This window comes from Bacillus sp. DX4.1 (assembly GCF_030348195.1).
Taxonomy (GTDB): Bacteria; Bacillota; Bacilli; order Bacillales; family Bacillaceae_G; genus Bacillus_A.
On the sequence record NZ_JAUCFT010000008.1, the window covers coordinates 2,237,480 to 2,254,846 of the forward strand.

At 36.1% G+C, this 17,367-nt stretch carries 15 protein-coding genes and 1 pseudogene; 12 read left to right on the plus strand and 4 right to left on the minus strand.

The features are described 5' to 3' along the window. Positions 1 to 38: 38 nt before the first annotated feature. Positions 39 to 836, minus strand: a complete 798-nt coding sequence (locus tag QUF99_RS14310; RefSeq protein WP_289370884.1) for a lipid II flippase Amj family protein — start codon at positions 834 to 836, stop codon at positions 39 to 41. 574 nt (positions 837 to 1,410) lie between these two features. Here QUF99_RS14310 and QUF99_RS14315 point away from each other — a divergent pair. The 5 genes from QUF99_RS14315 (at position 1,411) to QUF99_RS14335 (ending at position 6,794) form a co-directional block, all read left to right on the plus strand. Next, a complete protein-coding gene (locus QUF99_RS14315; protein WP_289370885.1) occupies positions 1,411 to 2,850 on the plus strand; it encodes a GntP family permease in 1,440 nt (479 codons plus the stop codon). Positions 2,851 to 2,976: 126 nt separating this feature from the next. Continuing rightward, entirely contained in the window at positions 2,977 to 4,173 is a 1,197-nt protein-coding gene (locus tag QUF99_RS14320) for an iron-containing alcohol dehydrogenase (protein ID WP_289370886.1), read from the plus strand. A gap of 133 nt (positions 4,174 to 4,306) precedes the next feature. After that, the gene (locus QUF99_RS14325) at positions 4,307 to 5,746 is read left to right on the plus strand and encodes a GntP family permease (RefSeq protein ID WP_289370888.1); all 1,440 of its coding nucleotides are present in this window, start codon (positions 4,307 to 4,309) and stop codon (positions 5,744 to 5,746) included. Between the two features lie 137 nt (positions 5,747 to 5,883). After that, a complete protein-coding gene (locus QUF99_RS14330) occupies positions 5,884 to 6,357 on the plus strand; it encodes an SAM-dependent methyltransferase (protein WP_289370890.1) in 474 nt (157 codons plus the stop codon). Beyond that, entirely contained in the window at positions 6,354 to 6,794 is a 441-nt protein-coding gene (locus QUF99_RS14335; RefSeq protein ID WP_289370892.1) for a GNAT family N-acetyltransferase, read from the plus strand. The genes QUF99_RS14330 and QUF99_RS14335 overlap by 4 nt, the downstream gene beginning before the upstream one ends. Positions 6,795 to 7,181: 387 nt before the next feature. Here QUF99_RS14335 and QUF99_RS14340 read toward each other — a convergent pair whose 3' ends face one another. Next, positions 7,182 to 7,721 carry an HAD-IIIA family hydrolase gene (locus QUF99_RS14340; RefSeq protein ID WP_289374647.1) on the minus strand — a complete coding sequence of 180 codons (540 nt, stop codon included), beginning with the start codon at positions 7,719 to 7,721 and terminating at the stop codon, positions 7,182 to 7,184. A 35-nt stretch (positions 7,722 to 7,756) separates the two neighbouring features. After that, entirely contained in the window at positions 7,757 to 8,188 is a 432-nt protein-coding gene (locus tag QUF99_RS14345) for a GNAT family N-acetyltransferase (protein ID WP_289370893.1), read from the minus strand. A 385-nt stretch (positions 8,189 to 8,573) separates the two neighbouring features. On the opposite strand from QUF99_RS14345, the gene QUF99_RS14350 reads away from it, so the two are divergent. From QUF99_RS14350 to QUF99_RS14365, 4 genes and pseudogenes are all read left to right on the plus strand, one after another. Further along, positions 8,574 to 9,299, plus strand: coding sequence for an ABC transporter ATP-binding protein (locus QUF99_RS14350; RefSeq protein ID WP_289370896.1), 726 nt, complete (start codon positions 8,574 to 8,576; stop codon positions 9,297 to 9,299). Then, on the plus strand, positions 9,277 to 10,473 hold the full coding sequence (locus tag QUF99_RS14355; protein WP_289370897.1) for an ABC transporter permease: 1,197 nt from the start codon (positions 9,277 to 9,279) through the stop codon (positions 10,471 to 10,473). The genes QUF99_RS14350 and QUF99_RS14355 overlap by 23 nt, the downstream gene beginning before the upstream one ends. Positions 10,474 to 10,752: 279 nt before the next feature. Then, entirely contained in the window at positions 10,753 to 11,328 is a 576-nt protein-coding gene (locus QUF99_RS14360; protein WP_289370898.1) for a YpjP family protein, read from the plus strand. Positions 11,329 to 11,438: 110 nt separating this feature from the next. After that, positions 11,439 to 11,555, plus strand: a pseudogene (locus QUF99_RS14365) (aminoglycoside phosphotransferase family protein); the annotation flags it as partial. A 131-nt stretch (positions 11,556 to 11,686) separates the two neighbouring features. On the opposite strand, the gene QUF99_RS14370 reads toward QUF99_RS14365, so the two are convergent. After that, entirely contained in the window at positions 11,687 to 13,144 is a 1,458-nt protein-coding gene (locus QUF99_RS14370) for a serine hydrolase (protein WP_289370899.1), read from the minus strand. Positions 13,145 to 13,553: 409 nt separating this feature from the next. On the opposite strand from QUF99_RS14370, the gene QUF99_RS14375 reads away from it, so the two are divergent. The 3 genes from QUF99_RS14375 to QUF99_RS14385 all read left to right on the plus strand — a co-directional run bounded on the left by QUF99_RS14375 (position 13,554) and on the right by QUF99_RS14385 (position 17,183). Next, entirely contained in the window at positions 13,554 to 14,510 is a 957-nt protein-coding gene (locus tag QUF99_RS14375) for a thymidylate synthase (protein ID WP_286124865.1), read from the plus strand. A gap of 20 nt (positions 14,511 to 14,530) precedes the next feature. Continuing rightward, entirely contained in the window at positions 14,531 to 15,019 is a 489-nt protein-coding gene (locus tag QUF99_RS14380) for a dihydrofolate reductase (protein WP_289370900.1), read from the plus strand. Positions 15,020 to 15,197: 178 nt separating this feature from the next. Beyond that, positions 15,198 to 17,183 (plus strand): penicillin-binding transpeptidase domain-containing protein, encoded by a 1,986-nt coding sequence (locus tag QUF99_RS14385; RefSeq protein WP_289370901.1) that lies wholly within the window; start codon positions 15,198 to 15,200, stop codon positions 17,181 to 17,183. Positions 17,184 to 17,367 lie beyond the last annotated feature (184 nt).

The following is a 17,367-nucleotide window of genomic DNA, read 5'->3' on the forward strand; positions in this document are numbered from 1 at the left end:
ATACTATGCCTAGATCTATCACATGTAAAAAAAATGAATTAATTCATAACCTCAATAATCCATAAAATCCATTGTGCACCTGGTACAAACAATAACTGCGCCAGTAGTGTCCCGAGAAATCTTGAAATCATAAGCCATCCAAACATTTTACTCATTGTTTCAGATCCGTTTTCTGATTGCAGGGCACGCTCTGTTAATAAAGCGATACGTGGATCTAATAGTACAGTTAGTAAAATTGTTGCAAACCCGTTAACGAGACCAGAGGCTGTACTTGCATTCGTTGCATAAGTTGGATTTAAAAAAGACGCGTATAAAGCGGAGAGGACGCCTGCTGTATAGATTGCAGTAGCAAACATGTTAATGAGCATAATTCGCTTCGGGATGCCACCAATCCGCATCCGGTGGATCATTTCAAATTTAGGGAAACGTACATACTTTTTTGTGTATTTTAGTTTTTGTATGTTATTTGTTTTCATCATTTGAATGAAAGAACCATCTGTTTCAAAATTTTGAATGACATAGCCAAATAGTTTTGTGAGAGTTGGATATAAAAAGATTGCAAGTAATGTGCCGATAGAAGCCGCTAATAAAATAAGCCGAATGGTTCCTTCCATATCAATAGTAGTGTCTTGTTTGGCACGATCGACAATGCCGCCAAGTAAAAAAGCTTGTAGTAAGTTTGATGTTCTCGCAACGAGCAACACCATTCCAACTACGGATAACGCAACAGCGATCTTTTTTAAACGAACACCAGCAAGCCGAATACTATAAGAGCTTGTTTCGACTGCGTGAATTACAATTGTAAAAATCATAATGAAAATTAACTTTGTCGTCATAGTAAGTCACCATTTCTACCTTGTGGATGACCCCTCCTTAACATTCTAACGAGCTGTTTGAAGTTGGGGATTTTTGTTGGAGTACTGTTAAATTATTTCCATAATACATCATGAATAGATTTTTGTGTATAGGAATCTTTTGTACGAGTTCATATGAAGAACTAAAAAAGCAGCAACTACGTATATTGTGAAACATGTCGAAGATTTAAGATCTTTTTATACACGGAAAAATGAATGGAAACATGTGAAGTGAAAATGAAGATATTCTTTTGAAAATCCCTTGTTAACGAACATGATTTAAATACTGTTCGTTAACAAGGGATTTTTATGATGTAATAGAATATTAATAAATATGCTTTTTTTATTATTCATATTTTGTTAGAAAAGGAGGGAATCTGTCAGGATTTGAATGTAATGTGTACGCAAGAAACATATATTTCATTCGTTCGACAAATATTGTACATATGCAAGTTTGTTTATAAGAATGTATTAGAGATGAAGGGAAGAACAAAAAAGTTACGCTATAAAAAGATTGAATATTCAATAAAAATAAGCGCGAAAAGGGGGAAGACAATTGGAGTTAATCATTATTTTATTAGCACTGAGTATGCTCATGTTCGTTGCATACAGAGGGTTTTCCGTTATTCTATTTGCACCGATTTTTGCACTTTTCGCTGTGTTCTTAACAGAACCTAGTTTTGTGCTACCGTTCTTTTCAAATATTTTTATGGAGAAGATGGTAGGATTTATTAAGTTATATTTCCCTGTTTTCTTGCTCGGGGCGATTTTTGGTAAAGTAGTAGAAATGTCAGGTATTGCGGATTCAATTGCGAAAACAATTATTGAATTGGTGGGTGAAAAACGGACGATTTTGGCAATTGTATTGATGGGTGCTGTTTTAACGTATAGTGGTGTAAGTGTTTATGTTGTTGTGTTCGCTATTTATCCGTTTGCGGCAAAGCTGTTTCGCCAGGCGAATATTCCAAAACGTTTAATACCAGGAACTATTGTCCTTGGAGCTGTTACTTTTACGATGGATGCACTCCCTGGATCGCCGCAAATTCAAAATGTTATTCCGACAACGTTTTTTAAGACAGATATATATGCGGCGCCAATACTTGGGATACTAGGGGCGATTTTTGTTCTTACACTTGGTTTATTATATTTAGAAAGTCGTCGTAAGAAGGCGGAAGCGGCTGGGGAAGGATATTATGGATTTCAAGATGGAAATTCTGAAATGGCTGCAAGTATGGAGTTACAGCAAAACATAAAGTCCGAACGTCCAGCTGTTGAAATTACAAGAATACAGCAGGTTATAGCTTTTGTACCACTTATTTTAGTTGGAGTCATGAATAAATTTTTTACAATGGCAATTCCAACATGGTATCCAAATGGTTTTGATTTTTCTTTAATTGGAATGGAGGCATTTGGGAAGGTTGAACTGTCTGGAGTACTTGGTATATGGTCTGTAGAATTAGCGCTTATTATTGGTATTTTTACGACACTTTTATTATATTGGAAGCGGGTTGTGACAGGATTCCAAGCAGGGTTAAATACAAGTATTGGAGGAGCTTTGCTTGCAACAATGAATACAGGAGCAGAATTTGGATTTGGTGGAGTAATTGCAGCACTTCCAGGATTTGCGATTATCCGAGATAGTATTTCTACGACGTTTACAAATCCACTTGTGAACGGTGCTGTAACGACAAATATTCTTGCAGGTATTACAGGTTCAGCTTCAGGTGGGATGGGAATTGTTTTAAGTGCAATGGGAGATAAATTTATCGCTGCTGCAGACCAATATAATATTCCACTCGAAGTGATGCATCGCATTGTTTCTATGGCATCAGGAGGAATGGATACGTTGCCCCATAACGGAGCAATTATTACCATACTTACAGTTACAGGGCTAACGCATAAACAATCGTACCGTGACATATTTGCAGTTACGGTTTTAAAAACAATTGCTGTATTTTTAGTTATTGCATTTTATAGTATGACAGGAATTTATTAATAGGTTCCCCACATTTATTTTTTATGTAGAGAGGAAATTCCCGGTTAAAGTGGAATATTTATTGATAATTTATGATGTAAAATGTATACATCATAAAGGAGCATTAATATAGAAGGAGGGAATGTCTTGCAAGAAATAGCAGAGTTTCGTATGCCAAAGGTCGTATTATATGGAAGGAACTCACTTGAGAAATTAGGAGAACAAGCAATCCAGTATGGAAAGAAAGCTTTTATAATAAGCGATTCTATCATGGAGAAGCATGGTTATGTTGAAGCATGTGTGCAACAATTAAAAGCGAAGAAAATAGATGTCATCATATATGCAAATGTAAATGCAGAACCAACAAACATCCATATTTCGGAAGCGCTATCACTGTGTTTAAAAGGAGAATGTGATCTCATCATTGGCCTTGGCGGAGGAAGTTGTATTGATGCCGCAAAAGCTGTTGCTATGCTGTATACAAATGGGGGGGAGATTGAAGATTATACTCAAAATCAGATTATAGTAGAAAAATCTCCATTACCGCTTATTGCTATCCCAACAACTTCTGGTACAGGTTCAGAAGTTACAAGTGTCACTGTCATTACAAATACAGTGACAAATATAAAAATGATGATGAAACATCCATGTTTTACTCCACAAGTAGCGATTATCGATCCATTACTTACACGCTCTGTTCCACCTCATATGACTGCAGCAACAGGAATAGACGCATTATGTCATGCGATTGAAGCATATATTTCGCGGTTTGCACAGCCGCTTACGGATGTACTCGCACTTGCAGCAATTGGAACAATTATGAAATATCTTCGCATCGCATATGAAGATGGAGATCATATGGAAGCACGGGAAGCGATGATGATTGCTTCTTTGCAAGCAGGTGTAGCATTTACGAATGCATCCGTCACATTAGTTCACGGTATGTCTCGCCCGATTGGAGCGATGTTTCATGTTCCACATGGAATTTCAAATGCGATGTTACTACCTGCTATATTGGAATTTACGAAAGATTGTACAGTGAAGAGACTTGCAGAAATTGGTCGGGTGATCTGTCAAGATTTGAAAGCGTTGTCAGAAGAGGAGCTTGCAAATCTTGCGGTAAAAGAGGTAAAGCAACTCTGTTTCGATCTTCATATTCCTAATTTACGGGAATATGGGATACAGCAAACGGAATTTGAACATGTCATTTCGAAAATGGCAAAAGATGCACTTGCTAGTGGTAGTCCAAGTAATAACCCGCGGATTCCATCGTATCACGAAGTTATAAAGTTATATCGTATTTGTTATGATTATCGCTATGAAGATTCTACAAGCACTGTATAAGGAAGGAGGACAGTAAACAAAAAGATAGTGGCGTAGGGGGAGTTGCTTTGTTTCATGAACAAAGGGAAATAAGTTTGATTAAAATCAGAAAATTCTTTAAATATTTCCATGGAAATGAAAGGAGATAGAAAAGATGGAATTAGTCATCATTTTATTGGCACTTAGTATGCTTATGTTCGTTGCGTACAGAGGGTTTTCTGTTATTTTATTTGCTCCGATTTGCGCGCTGTTTGCCGTTTTATTAACAGAACCGAGTCATGTATTACCATTTTTCTCAAATATTTTTATGGAAAAAATGGTCGGCTTTATTAAATTATATTTTCCGGTTTTCTTGCTCGGTGCAATTTTTGGTAAAGTAGTAGAAATGTCAGGCATTGCAGAATCAATTGCGAAAACAATTATTCAAGTTGTTGGTGCGAAACGTTCTATGTTAGCGATTGTTCTGATGGGTGCAATTTTAACATATAGCGGTGTTAGCTTATTCGTTGTTGCCTTTGCAGTGTATCCATTTGCAGCTAATCTATTTCGGGAAGCAAATATTCCGAAGCGTCTTATTCCAGGAACAATTGCCCTTGGAGCGATGACGTTTACGATGGATGCACTTCCTGGAACACCACAAATTCAAAATGTTATTCCAACGCCATTTTTTAAAACAGATATTTATGCTGCTCCCTTTCTTGGAATTATTGGAGCAATCTTTGTTTTTCTTGTTGGTATATTGTACTTAGAAAGTCGTCGCCGAAAAGCGGAAGCAAGTGGAGAAGGGTATTACAGTTTTGAAGATGAAAATCCAGAAATGGCAGCATCAATTGAGTCAGAGCAACAAGTAAAGCAGTCTATTCAAGCTGCTGAAATTACGCCACTTCGTCAAGTGCTTGCTTTCGTACCGCTCGTTTTAGTAGGCGTTATGAATAAGGTGTTTACAGTGGCCATTCCAACGTGGTATCCAAATGGATTTGACTTTTCATCTATTGGATTAAAAACTTTTGGAAAAGTGGAACTGTCAGGTGTACTTGGTGTATGGTCTGTAGAACTAGCACTTTTAATGGGAATTATAACGACAATTATATTAAATTGGAAACGTTTATTCACAGGGTTTCAAGCGGGTTTAAATGCAAGCATTGGTGGTGCTCTGTTAGCAGCGATGAATACAGGAGCAGAATATGGTTTTGGTGGAGTAATCTCAGCACTTCCAGGATTTGGAGTGATTCGAGACAGTATTTCTACAACGTTTACAAATCCACTTGTAAACGGGGCTGTTACGACAAACGTTCTTGCGGGAATAACTGGATCAGCCTCAGGGGGGATGGGCATTGCGTTGAGTGCAATGTCAGAGAAGTATATTGCTGCAGCTGAGCAGTATAATATTCCATTTGAAGTCATGCATAGGGTTATTGCAATGGCATCTGGGGGAATGGATACATTACCGCATAACGGTGCAGTTATTACATTATTAGCGGTAACAGGATTAACACACAAACAATCGTATCGTGATATTTTTGCGATTACGATTATTAAAACAGTAGCTGTTTTCGTTGTGATTGGCGTGTATAGTTTGACAGGGCTTGTATAGAAAGTAAAAAGAAGAGAGAAAACTCTCTTCTTTTTTATGTTTACATAATATTATTATGTAAACAACGAAGGGTTATAGATAGAAAATGTTCAGAAAATATTTTATAATGTAAGTGGTTACAAAAAAGGGGGAGTATTATGTTTTCACTACAACCTATCGCCTTTGTACATAATGAAAGAATTACGCTAGAAGATGATTTATGGGGAGAGGTGCAATCTGTTATTGAGTTAACGGATTCTTTTGCAGAAGAAAGTATAGCTGGGATTGAAGGCTTTTCTCATATTGAAGTGATTTTTTATTTTCATAAAGTTACAGAGGAACAAATTCAATATATTGCTAGACATCCTCGAAATAATAATATGTATCCGAAAGTTGGTATTTTTGCACAAAGAGGAAAAAATCGTCCAAATAGATTAGGAGCGACGATTGTGAAAGTAGTAAGGCGAGAAGGAAAATGTATTGTGGTAGAAGGACTAGATGCAATTAATGGAACCCCTATTTTAGATATAAAGCCAGTTATGAAAGAATTTGTACCAACTGAAGAAATTATACAACCAGATTGGGCGACAGATCTTATGAAACAGTATTGGAAAGGGAGCGAAGAAAAGTGAAAATATATGAAGCAACGATTGAAGATTTAGAAGGAGTAGCATCCGCATTCAATAATTATCGTACATTTTATAGACAAGAATCGAATGTTGAAGCAGCAAAAACATTTTTACGTAAGCGTATAGAGCATAATGAATCAGTGATTTTTGTAGCCGTAGAAGATGGAGAGTACCTTGGATTTACGCAATTATATCCTTCTTTTTCTTCTATTTCAATGAAAGAACTATGGATATTGAATGATTTATTTGTACAAGAAGGTAATCGGGGATCAGGTATTGGAAAGAAACTATTAGAAGCAGCTAGGAATTTCGCCTTAGAAAATGGTGCAAAAGGATTGAAATTGCAGACAGAAATAGATAATATTGCAGCACAACGCTTATATGCTGAGAATGGTTATATGAGAGACAATCATTATTTTCATTATGAACTAACTTTCTAAAATCTATATAAATACAAATTAAAAAACCGACATAAAACCCTTCTTTTTAGGTGGGAGAGAGCATCTGGCCATGCATAGAAGCGGTCAGATCCTTTTCCTGCCCATGCCAAGTGAAAACAAAGAGAGAAAACGAGTGCAGGTCACCTATCCATAGCCACGGCTATATGTCGAAAAATCAAAATGGATTTATATATATCATATAAATAGAGGGAAGTATACAAACTGAACCCCATCATTCTTCATATAGGACTAGCGTGTAAGGCGAGGTATTTGCAATCTATTCATGTGAACCATTTAGATTTCTTCCGGTTATTGTACCGATTTCGAAAAATACGATGTACAATATTATTTGTGATTGCTAGTAGTAGAGAAAAAGCAATGCTATTTTTATAGCATTGCTTTTTCTTGTCGCAGTATCCAAGTAACAGCATCTTGAAAGTTCTCTGCGATATAATTTGGTTCAATATGTGCCCACTTGTCGCGATATGTATGTAATGCATCATGGCCAGCGCCAGTTTGAACTAATATTGTTGTCGCTTTAACATTGGCGCCAGCGACAATATCAGTCCACCGATCACCGATAACGATACAGTTTGTTAAGTCTAGATTATATTTTTCTGCTGCTTGCAAAAGCATACTAGTACTTGGTTTACGGCACTGACAGCCATCTCCATGTCGATGTGGGCAAAGATATATATCATCAAAACCAAATGTTTGTAACTCTTGTATAAAATCTTCTGCACTTGCTTTTCCATCGGCAATACCTGGTTGATTTGTAAAGGAGAAGAGCTTTATGTTCTGCTCTTTTAATGCATCTAACGCACCTTTTGTATAAGAGAACAGCTCGAATTCTCCTGGATAATGCACAGTTGCGTCTCCTCCAATTGTTCCATCACGGTCAATAAAAATAGCTTCTATGTTTTGTATATTTGTCATAGGGGAAGTTCCTTTCAGTGGGTCTGTTAAAAGTATTTTACAAATCGATATCCGTTTACTTCATAGCCTAATTTTTGATAGAAGGGATGAGCTTCTTTGCGTTGTGTACCACTAACAAGCCATGTCCCAATACAGCTTTGTTCCTTTGCTAATTGTTCTGCATAGTCCATTAAAATTTGTCCAATGCCTTTTCGGCGAGCTGTAGAATCAACGCTAATAATAGAAATCTCTCCATACCGCGTCACATCTTCGAGATTTTCACGTATTCGGAATCCAAGTAATCCAAATATAGAAGAATCTTCTTCATATACATAGAGGAAATCAAAAGGGCTAATTGCGACAAACTGCAAACGATTTTGCATATCAGCTTGTGAAATGTTTGAGCCTTTTAGCTCTTTTGTAAGGGAACATAGTGCTTCTATATCCTTTTCGGTTGCTGTTCGGATGTGTGGTGTCATAAAATCATCTCCATATGTAAAGGTATGTTTTCAATAACTCCAAACATTAAATATTCTGTTAAAATATATATTTTCCTGCAAATAAATAGTAATATTTATATAAATACAAATTAAAAAACCGGCATAAAACCCTTCTTTTTAGGTGGGAGAGAGCATCCGGCCATGCATAGAAGCGGTCAGATCCTTTTCCTGCTCCAGACATAGTGAAAACAAAGAGAGAAAACGAGTGCAGGTCACCTTTTGTTATCCATAGCCGCGGCTTATATGTCGAAAAATCAAAATGGATTTATATATTTAGCTGGATGTAAAAATGTTATTTTAGAAGAAAAATATGTTATGATTTTCCTGGTGATTATTGTAAGTGTTTAGAAAGCGAGGAATGAATTTGCTAGAAATAAATATTCGCTCAGCAGGCTATGACTCTGGTCAAACAACGATACAAAACATAGCATTTTCGGTTGGAAAAGGTGAGCTCGTTGCCCTTATAGGTGCGAATGGAGCAGGAAAGAGTACGACTATAAAATCCATATTAGGTCTGCTTGCTCATATGGATGGGACCGTTTCTTTCGGTGATAAAGAAAATCCGTATGCTTATGTGCCGGAAAATCCAACGTATTATGATTATTTAACGTTATGGGAGCATATTGAATTATTAATGGCTGCACGTGGTTGTGAAATAGGAACTTGGGAAGAGCGGGCAAGGGAGCTATTACATACATTTCGAATGGAAAAACATAAGCACGAATACTTATCGAAGTTTTCAAAAGGTATGAAACAAAAATCGATGTTAATTTTAGCTTTTTTAACAGAACCAGACTTTTATATTATTGATGAGCCGTTTATTGGATTAGATCCAGTTGCAACGCGGGAATTTTTAACTTTCCTATATAAAGAGAGGGAACGCGGGGCAGGTATTTTACTTTGTACGCACGTATTAGATACAGCAGAAAGAATATGTGAACGATTTTTACTCATTTCCGGAGGTGCGTTATTAGCAAACGGTAATTTACAGACGATTCAATCGTTAGCGGAAATGCCAGAAAGTTCATTATTAGATTGTTTTGATGCAATCGTAAGGCGGGAACAACATGATGAAACAACAATTTTATAAACGGTTATTTCACGAACTGCAAGGGAAGTGGAAATCGATTCGCTCCGTTACAGATTGGACAGTAGCATTATACTTTATTGTTCCTGCACTCGTATTTAGCGGCATATATTATCGTTCACTATGGATAAACGAGTTGTTTATTCAAGAAACGACATATTTTTTACTTGGCTTACTCGCTTTTTATTTTATTACATTTTCCAGAGGAACGCGCTCATTTTTTGAACAAGCAGATAGTTTGTTTTTAATTCAGCATCCTTCTCATATGAAAAAACTGATGAGGTATGGGACAATGTATACATTTGTTCGCATTAGCATAACAAATGTAATTGTGACAATGGCTATGCTACCTGTTTTTCTAAAAAACATGGATGCATCTATACTTCAAGTATTGTTATTTTGGCTATTTTTCACTGTTTTTCGATGTATGGTATCCCTATTGGTACGATATGCCGATGTGCGAATAGGGAAGCGCTGGGTGTTATGGATTGTAAAGAATGTATTATTTTTTAGCGGTTTAATTTGTTTTGGAAGTGGTATGTTATTTGTTTTCAAAAAGCCATTCTATACGATTCTATTTTTAATCGTTTTCGTTCTCATAAGTTTGCTACTGATAAAAGAAAAAATGAATTATCAGCGTTTCTTTTTCAAGGAAATTGAAAAGGAAAAGGCAGAAAGTATGCGTTGGACGATGGATATCATGAAGTTCAGTGGTCAAGTAACGAAACCGAGTAACAGTTCAAAGCCATGGCTTTTTCCGCGTTCGAAATATATACTTAGGAAAAATCCGGATTCACGTATCATTGAATCATTTTTAAAAGAATATTTTCGCTCAGGGTCTTCTTTAAGTTTTTATATCAAAATTATTTTTATTAGTGCAGCATCTGTAAAAATAGCTCCATGGTGGATTGCGCTTATTATCGTTGTTTTTTCTTGTGTCGCAATTGCTCGTTACTCTGGCGATCAGTGGAATGAGTTTGCGAAAAAAATGTTCCTTCAATTATATTGTGAACAAGGAAAGTTGTTATGGCTAAAAGGGAAAGCAGAGATGTATTTGTTTCTGCCGGCCCTTTTAACATATGGTACGGTTATACTTGCACAGTTTTATTTACTTCCGGCAATAATCATTGGGATCATATTGGTGATTCTAGTAGGATGGATTGTATTTATGCCCTAAAAAAAGAGCCATTGGGCTCTTTTTAGTCCGTAATCGATTGATGAATAAAATATAAGAGAACAACAATGCTCACGATGGAGTAAATAACATCAAGGCTCAACGAAATTCCTCCTCACTATACGTATGTTCCTATTATATGAAATCTTACTACTACGTATTCAAATGAAAAAAATGTGAACGTTAACAAATTTGTAAAGTGCAAAAATTAACATCATTTTGTATAATAGAAGAAACAACAACGGTTATGAAAATATAAGTAGTGAAAGAGGAGAGAATAAAATGCCAAATTGGTTTAAAAAGACGTTAGTCACATTAATTACCGTATTTACGTTTGGCTTAGTGACGCCTCCTTCTATTTTGCTTGATAATGCAAAAGCGGACAAGCCTACAAGACAGCAAAATCTAGAGCAGACGTCATATACGTATGAAGACAAAAACGAAGAGCTAACAGCGAATGATTTTCTCACCTATGCAATGCAGGAAGCTGAGAGACAATCGATGCAGAAATTTGGAACTAAAATCGGACCTGTAATTGAAGATGAATTTAAAGATATTATTTTACCCAAAATAGAAGAGGCAATTGAAGAACTTGCAACTGATGTACCAGAAGGTTCGTTACAATCATTAGCAATTTCACAAAGGCCAGCAGGTGGAAACAACGAAAAGATTTTTCACGTTTATGATACAAAAACAGGAAGCGACTTACTTCGTTTCCATGTAAGACGAGATCACCCACCGCAAGATGGATATTATTTTAATTTCCATTATCATCGTTACGATGATGGATATACAGGACATCACGAACTAGGAAATATTTATTGGAATACAAATATGCCGCCGCAATGGCTGTCTTAATGAAAAAGAACAAGGGAATTTTCCTTGTTCTTTTTTTGTAAAATACAGCACTTACTTAAGAGGTTATATGGGAAAGGACAAGAATGTGTAAAGCCTGTTTAGTTGTCATAGCAGCGCCACAAATATTGGGTGAAATGATAGAACGACTTTATGTTGTTTTAGAGGATCACAAAAATTTTGAATTACTCAAGCCGAAGTGGTTTCAACCAGAAATGGTGTTAGATTAATAGGGGAATGATGTTTTGTAAATGACCTTCAATAAACATTTATATAGCAGAAAGAGCACCAATTTGGTGCTCTTTCTTTGTAATAAGGATGCTATTCTTTCTTAGCGTATCTCAGATTGAAGATACGTTCCCTATTTAATCTTTGTAAATGTAAGAGGCTGTGTACTCAACATGACAGGTAAGTGTAATTGCACCTTTTCTAAGCTACCGTCTGTGCTCATTTCGTATGCAAGCATTACCTTTGGTTCATTTTGAAAGGCGTTCCAAGTTGTGCTGAACATATCATAGTGATAGTGATTCATTACAACATCAAACGATTCAAACCGTAAATGTAAATTATCATTTTGTTTATATACTTCAAGCGTTCCATATGCAGGATGTTGAAATGTCCCAGTGTAGTCTTCTAAGGAATGAGAAGGTTTTGTCTCCTTAATTTGCTCTGGAAGTGATTGGGTTATTCCTTTCATCATCTCTTTCATTTTAGCAGTGTCTTCTAGAGCGCGCTTATGCCAGTCAATGGTTTCTAATCCGAGGAGTTCGTCATAGATTTGATTTGCGAGATAACTAGGGAGTAATGTAGTTCCAGAGTTAGTTAATATGACAAGTCCTATATTTTCTTTTGGAATGAATGAGACAAATGCAGAAAATCCATCGATACCTCCGCTGTGATGAATCACTTTATAACCACGGTAGGCACTAATGAACCAACCAAGACCATAACTATTCAATGGTGATTCAGGTGTTGATAAAAGTGGCTGGTCAGGAATTGTGTTGTGTGGCGTATACATTTGTTGTAGTAATTCGGGAGATAGTAATTCATGCTCTCCGTTTTTTCCTTGATTAAGATGGAAAAGTACCCAATTTGCCATATCTTCAATTGTAGAATTAATGCATCCAGCAGCTCCTACTGTATCAAGGTTACGGAATGGTACTTCTTTTATTTTTCCATCGTTCTCAACGTAAGGCAATGCATAGTCATTCGTATTTTGTGAGTCTGTCACAGAGAAGTTTGTTTGTTCCATTTGAAGTGGTTCTAAAATATGTTCTTTTGCATATTGCTCCCATGTTTGATTTGTAATGTTTTCTACAATATAGCTAATTGTTGCATACATTAAGTTGTTATATAAGAAAGCCGTGCGAAATGGTGCATCAAGTGGTAAATGTTTTATTTTTTCAACAAGTTCTTTTCGAGTTAAGGAAGAATTATACCAAAGAGCATCATGGCGATTTACTCCAGAGCGGTGAGAAGCTAAATCCCGCGCTGTAATTTGCGAGCTTGCAAATACATCGGATAAAGAGAAGGAAGGGATATAAGATTGAACAGGAGTATCCCAATCAAACTTTTTTTGTTGTGCTAATAAGCTTAAAGAAAGTGTACCAAATGCTTTTGTGGCAGAGCCGATTGCAAAACGTGTTTGAGGTGTAACAAGTTCTTTCTTTTCTAAATTACGATAGCCAAATCCTTCTGAAACAATGACTTTTCCATCCTTTATAATTGCTACAGCAGCACCTGGAACGTGTAAATCTTCCATCATTTTTTCAATTGTTGTTTGGAATGTACTGACAAGGGGAGTTTCAATTTTAGACATGTTTCTAACCTCCAGATATGATTTATACTTCCGCACTATACTTTCTTGGAGAGGGAATGAAAAACCTTTCAAAGTATGAAAAGTTAAGAATTTTGTAAGGTTTATCCCGCATTAACGGGCAGTAATACCCTCGCCTCAAGATTCTAAGGAAACCAAAGAAGATAGGCGGGGGATAAACTGCCTGTAAAAGCCCGATTGGTGAAGGCTAATAATCAGTGGGGAATGAAGAAAACCCCCGCTGATTAAAGTTTCACTTTATTAATATTGATATTCCGCATTAGATTTTTGTTAATACTTACTATATTGAAATGTTTTTTAATAAAAGATATCAGGGATTTTGAATGCAGAATTATTTTTTGTATGATAAACTCCATATAGGAAAAAGATGCGAAAGAGGGTTTTCTTACATATGAAACATGCAGAATATGAATACTTAAATATGTGTCGTCACGTTATGGAACATGGTACAAAAAAGGAAGATCGTACAGGAACAGGTACTGTGTCTGTATTTGGATATCAAATGCGTTTTGATCTTAGCAAAGGGTTTCCGTTACTTACGACAAAACGTGTACCTTTTCGCCTTGTAGCGAGTGAATTGCTTTGGTTTATGAAAGGTGATACAAATATCCGCTATTTACTTCAAAATAACAATAATATTTGGAATGAATGGGCGTTTAAAAGCTGGGTAGAAAGCGATGCATATACAGGTCCGGATATGACAGACTTTGGACTTCGCTCTCAGCAAGATGAAGAATTTAAGAAGCAGTATGAAGAGCAAATGGAATTGTTTAAAAAGAGCGTATTAGAAGATGATGATTTTGCGAAGCAATATGGTTATTTAGGAGATGTGTACGGAAAACAGTGGCGTGCATGGAAAACGACAGCAGGAGAAACAATCGATCAGTTAAAAGATGTAATTGATATGATTAAGAAAACACCAGATTCTCGTCGTTTACTTGTATCCGCATGGAATCCTGAAGATGTACCAAGTATGGCTCTGCCTCCTTGTCATACATTATTCCAATTTTACGTAGCAGATGGAAAACTATCATGTCAGCTCTATCAACGTAGTGGTGACATTTTCCTTGGCATTCCTTTTAACATTGCAAGCTATTCGTTATTAACACATTTAATTGCACATGAATGTGGTTTAGAAGTTGGAGAATTTGTTCATACGATCGGAGACGCTCACATTTACACAAATCATTTTGAACAAGTGGAAAAGCAATTAGCGCGTGAACCACGTTCATTTCCAACGTTAACATTAAATCCAGATGTGAAATCTGTTTTTGATTTTGAAATGGATGACTTAGTATTAGAAGGATATGATCCGCATCCGGCAATTAAAGCGCCTGTTGCAGTATAATCGTAGAAGGAGGAGAAAAAATGATTATTTCATTTATGGTCGCAATGGATGAAAATCGTGTTATTGGTAAAGATAATGCGTTACCTTGGCGTTTACCAAGTGAGTTACAGTATGTTAAGAAAATAACAATGGGACACCCGCTTATTATGGGAAGAAAAAACTATGAGTCGATTGGAAGACCATTACCTGGTAGACGTAATATTATTGTAACGCGTGATACGAATTATCATGTGGAAGGCTGTGAAATTGCACATTCAGTCCAAGAAGTATTCGAGCTCTGTAAAAATGAAGAAGAAATTTTCATTTTTGGTGGGGAGCAAATTTATCAATTATTTTTACCGTATGCGGAACGGTTATATATTACAAAGATTCATTATGCGTTTGAAGGAGATACATTCTTCCCAGAAATCAATATGGAAGAGTGGAAGGAAGTATTTGTGGAAAAAGGAATTACCGATGAAAAGAATCCGTATACATACTACTACCACATATACGAAAAACAACAATAAATGAGAAGATTGGTATGCATTCATACCAATCTTTTTTTTGTTAGAAACTGTATATTAGGAACATGGGATGTTATACTGAGAAATGAATGTTGTAATGTGTTGAGTCGCTTTATAAACAATTCCACAAAAAAGAAAACTGTATTATAATTTCTTTGATAAGGTGAAGGAGGAGAATCAGTTGAAAAAAATATGGGGACTACTGCTTCTTTGTATCGCACTCGTTTTAGTCGGCTGCGGTAAAGAAGAAACGCCAGAGCAAGCATTTGATACATACACGAAAGCATGGAATAAACAAAAATTTGCAGAGATGTATAATCAGCTGTCAGAAAATGCGAAAAAATCTATTTCAAAGAAAGAGTTTACTGAGAAATATGAAAAGATTTATGCAGGAATTGAAGTCAAAAATTTGAAAGTCGAAGCAGAAAAAGTAAAAGAGGATACAAAAGAAAAAGGGCCAATCCCTTTTAAAGTTAGTATGGATACAGTAGGTGGGAAAATTTCATTTGCACAGGAAGCGAAGCTTGTGAAAGAAAAAGATGGAGATAAAGAATCTTGGAAAATAGATTGGACTCCTGAATTTATTTTCCCAGGTATGACAAAAGATAGTAAAATCCGTATGCAAACGTTCCAAGCAAAACGCGGTGAACTATATGATCGCAACGGAAATGGTTTAGCGACAAACGGAAAAGCATCTGAAATTGGAATTATTCCTGGTAAATTAGGAGATGCAGCGCCGCAAACGAAAGAAACAGTTGCTAAACTGCTCAATATGTCTGTAGAAGAGATTGATCAAAAACTTGCAGCAAAATGGGTGAAACCAGATTATTTCGTACCAATTGGGATTCTGCAAGATGGTGCAGCACAAAATGATTATCTTGCCATGGAGGGTGTTTCGACTCGACCAGTAACAGTGCGTACCTATCCATTAGGAGAAGCCGCAGCGCATTTAACAGGTTATGTTGGTAAAGTAAATGCGGAAGATTTGAAAACGCTCCAGAAAAAAGGTTATCAAGCAGATGATCCAGTTGGAAAAGCTGGTTTAGAGCAAGTGTTTGAAGACAAGCTACGCGGTGAAAAGGGTGGCCGTGTCTTTATGGAAGATGAAAAAGGGAGAGAAATAAAAAATTTAGCGAAAACAGAAGAGAAAGATGGAGAAAACATTACGCTAACAATTGATGGTACTCTACAAGAAAGAATCTTTAACGAAATGAAGGGTGAAGCAGGTTCAAGTGCAGCGATAAATCCACAAACAGGTGAAACATTAGCACTTGTAAGCAGCCCGGCCTATAATCCAAATGTGATAGTAAGGGGTGCTTCGAAAGCACAGCGTGAAGCATGGAGTAATGATCTGAAAAAACCAATGACGAACCGTTTTACACAAGCAACTGCTCCAGGATCTGTTTTCAAACCAATTACAGGTGCAATTGGTCTTGAAACGAAAGTAATTAATCCGAAAGAAGAATTGAAAATTGAAGGATTACAGTGGACAAAAGATTCTTCTTGGGGTAACTACTATGTGACACGGGTAAAAGATGCCAGCCCAATTGATTTTGATAAAGCAATGAAGTATTCAGATAATATTTACTTTGCACAAGAAGCATTAAAAATTGGAAAAGATAAATTTACAAGCGAAGCGAAGAAATTCGGATTTGATGAAAAATTACCAATCGAATATGGATTCCCTGTTTCAAAAATTGCAACAGATGGTATTAAAAATGATATTCAACTTGCTGATACGGGATATGGACAAGGTCAAGTTTTAATGACACCTCTTCATTTAGCTTTAACATATGCGCCGATTGTAAATGAAGGGAATATCCCTTCTCCTCATCTCCTAAAAGAGGAGAAACAAGCGAAACCTTGGAAAGAAAATGTCGTTTCTAAAGACAATCAAGATATATTAAAAAATGCGTTAATAAAGGTAATCAATGATCCAGAGGGTACAGGGAAAATTGCGAAGATTGATGGAATGACTCTTGCCGGTAAAACTGGAACCGCTGAATTAAAAGAATCAAAAGAAGCGAATGGAAAAGAGCTTGGTTGGTTTGCTGCTTTTGATGCGAATGCACCGAATATGGTTGTTACGATGATGATTGAAGATGTGAAAGGTAGAGGTGGAAGTAACATCCCTGCTGAAAAAGTAAAACATGTATTTCAAAAGTAATATTAAATAAGGAAGCTATCTCTATTAAAAAGAGATAGCTTTTTTCTATTATTAATAAAGGATAGAAACATATAACGTACATTTTTATTTACTTACGAAAAAAAAAGTAGCTATTTTTTATTGACAAAAAATAATTATTTTTATATCATTACTTACGTAAGGTAAGTAATTTACTTTTTAATAA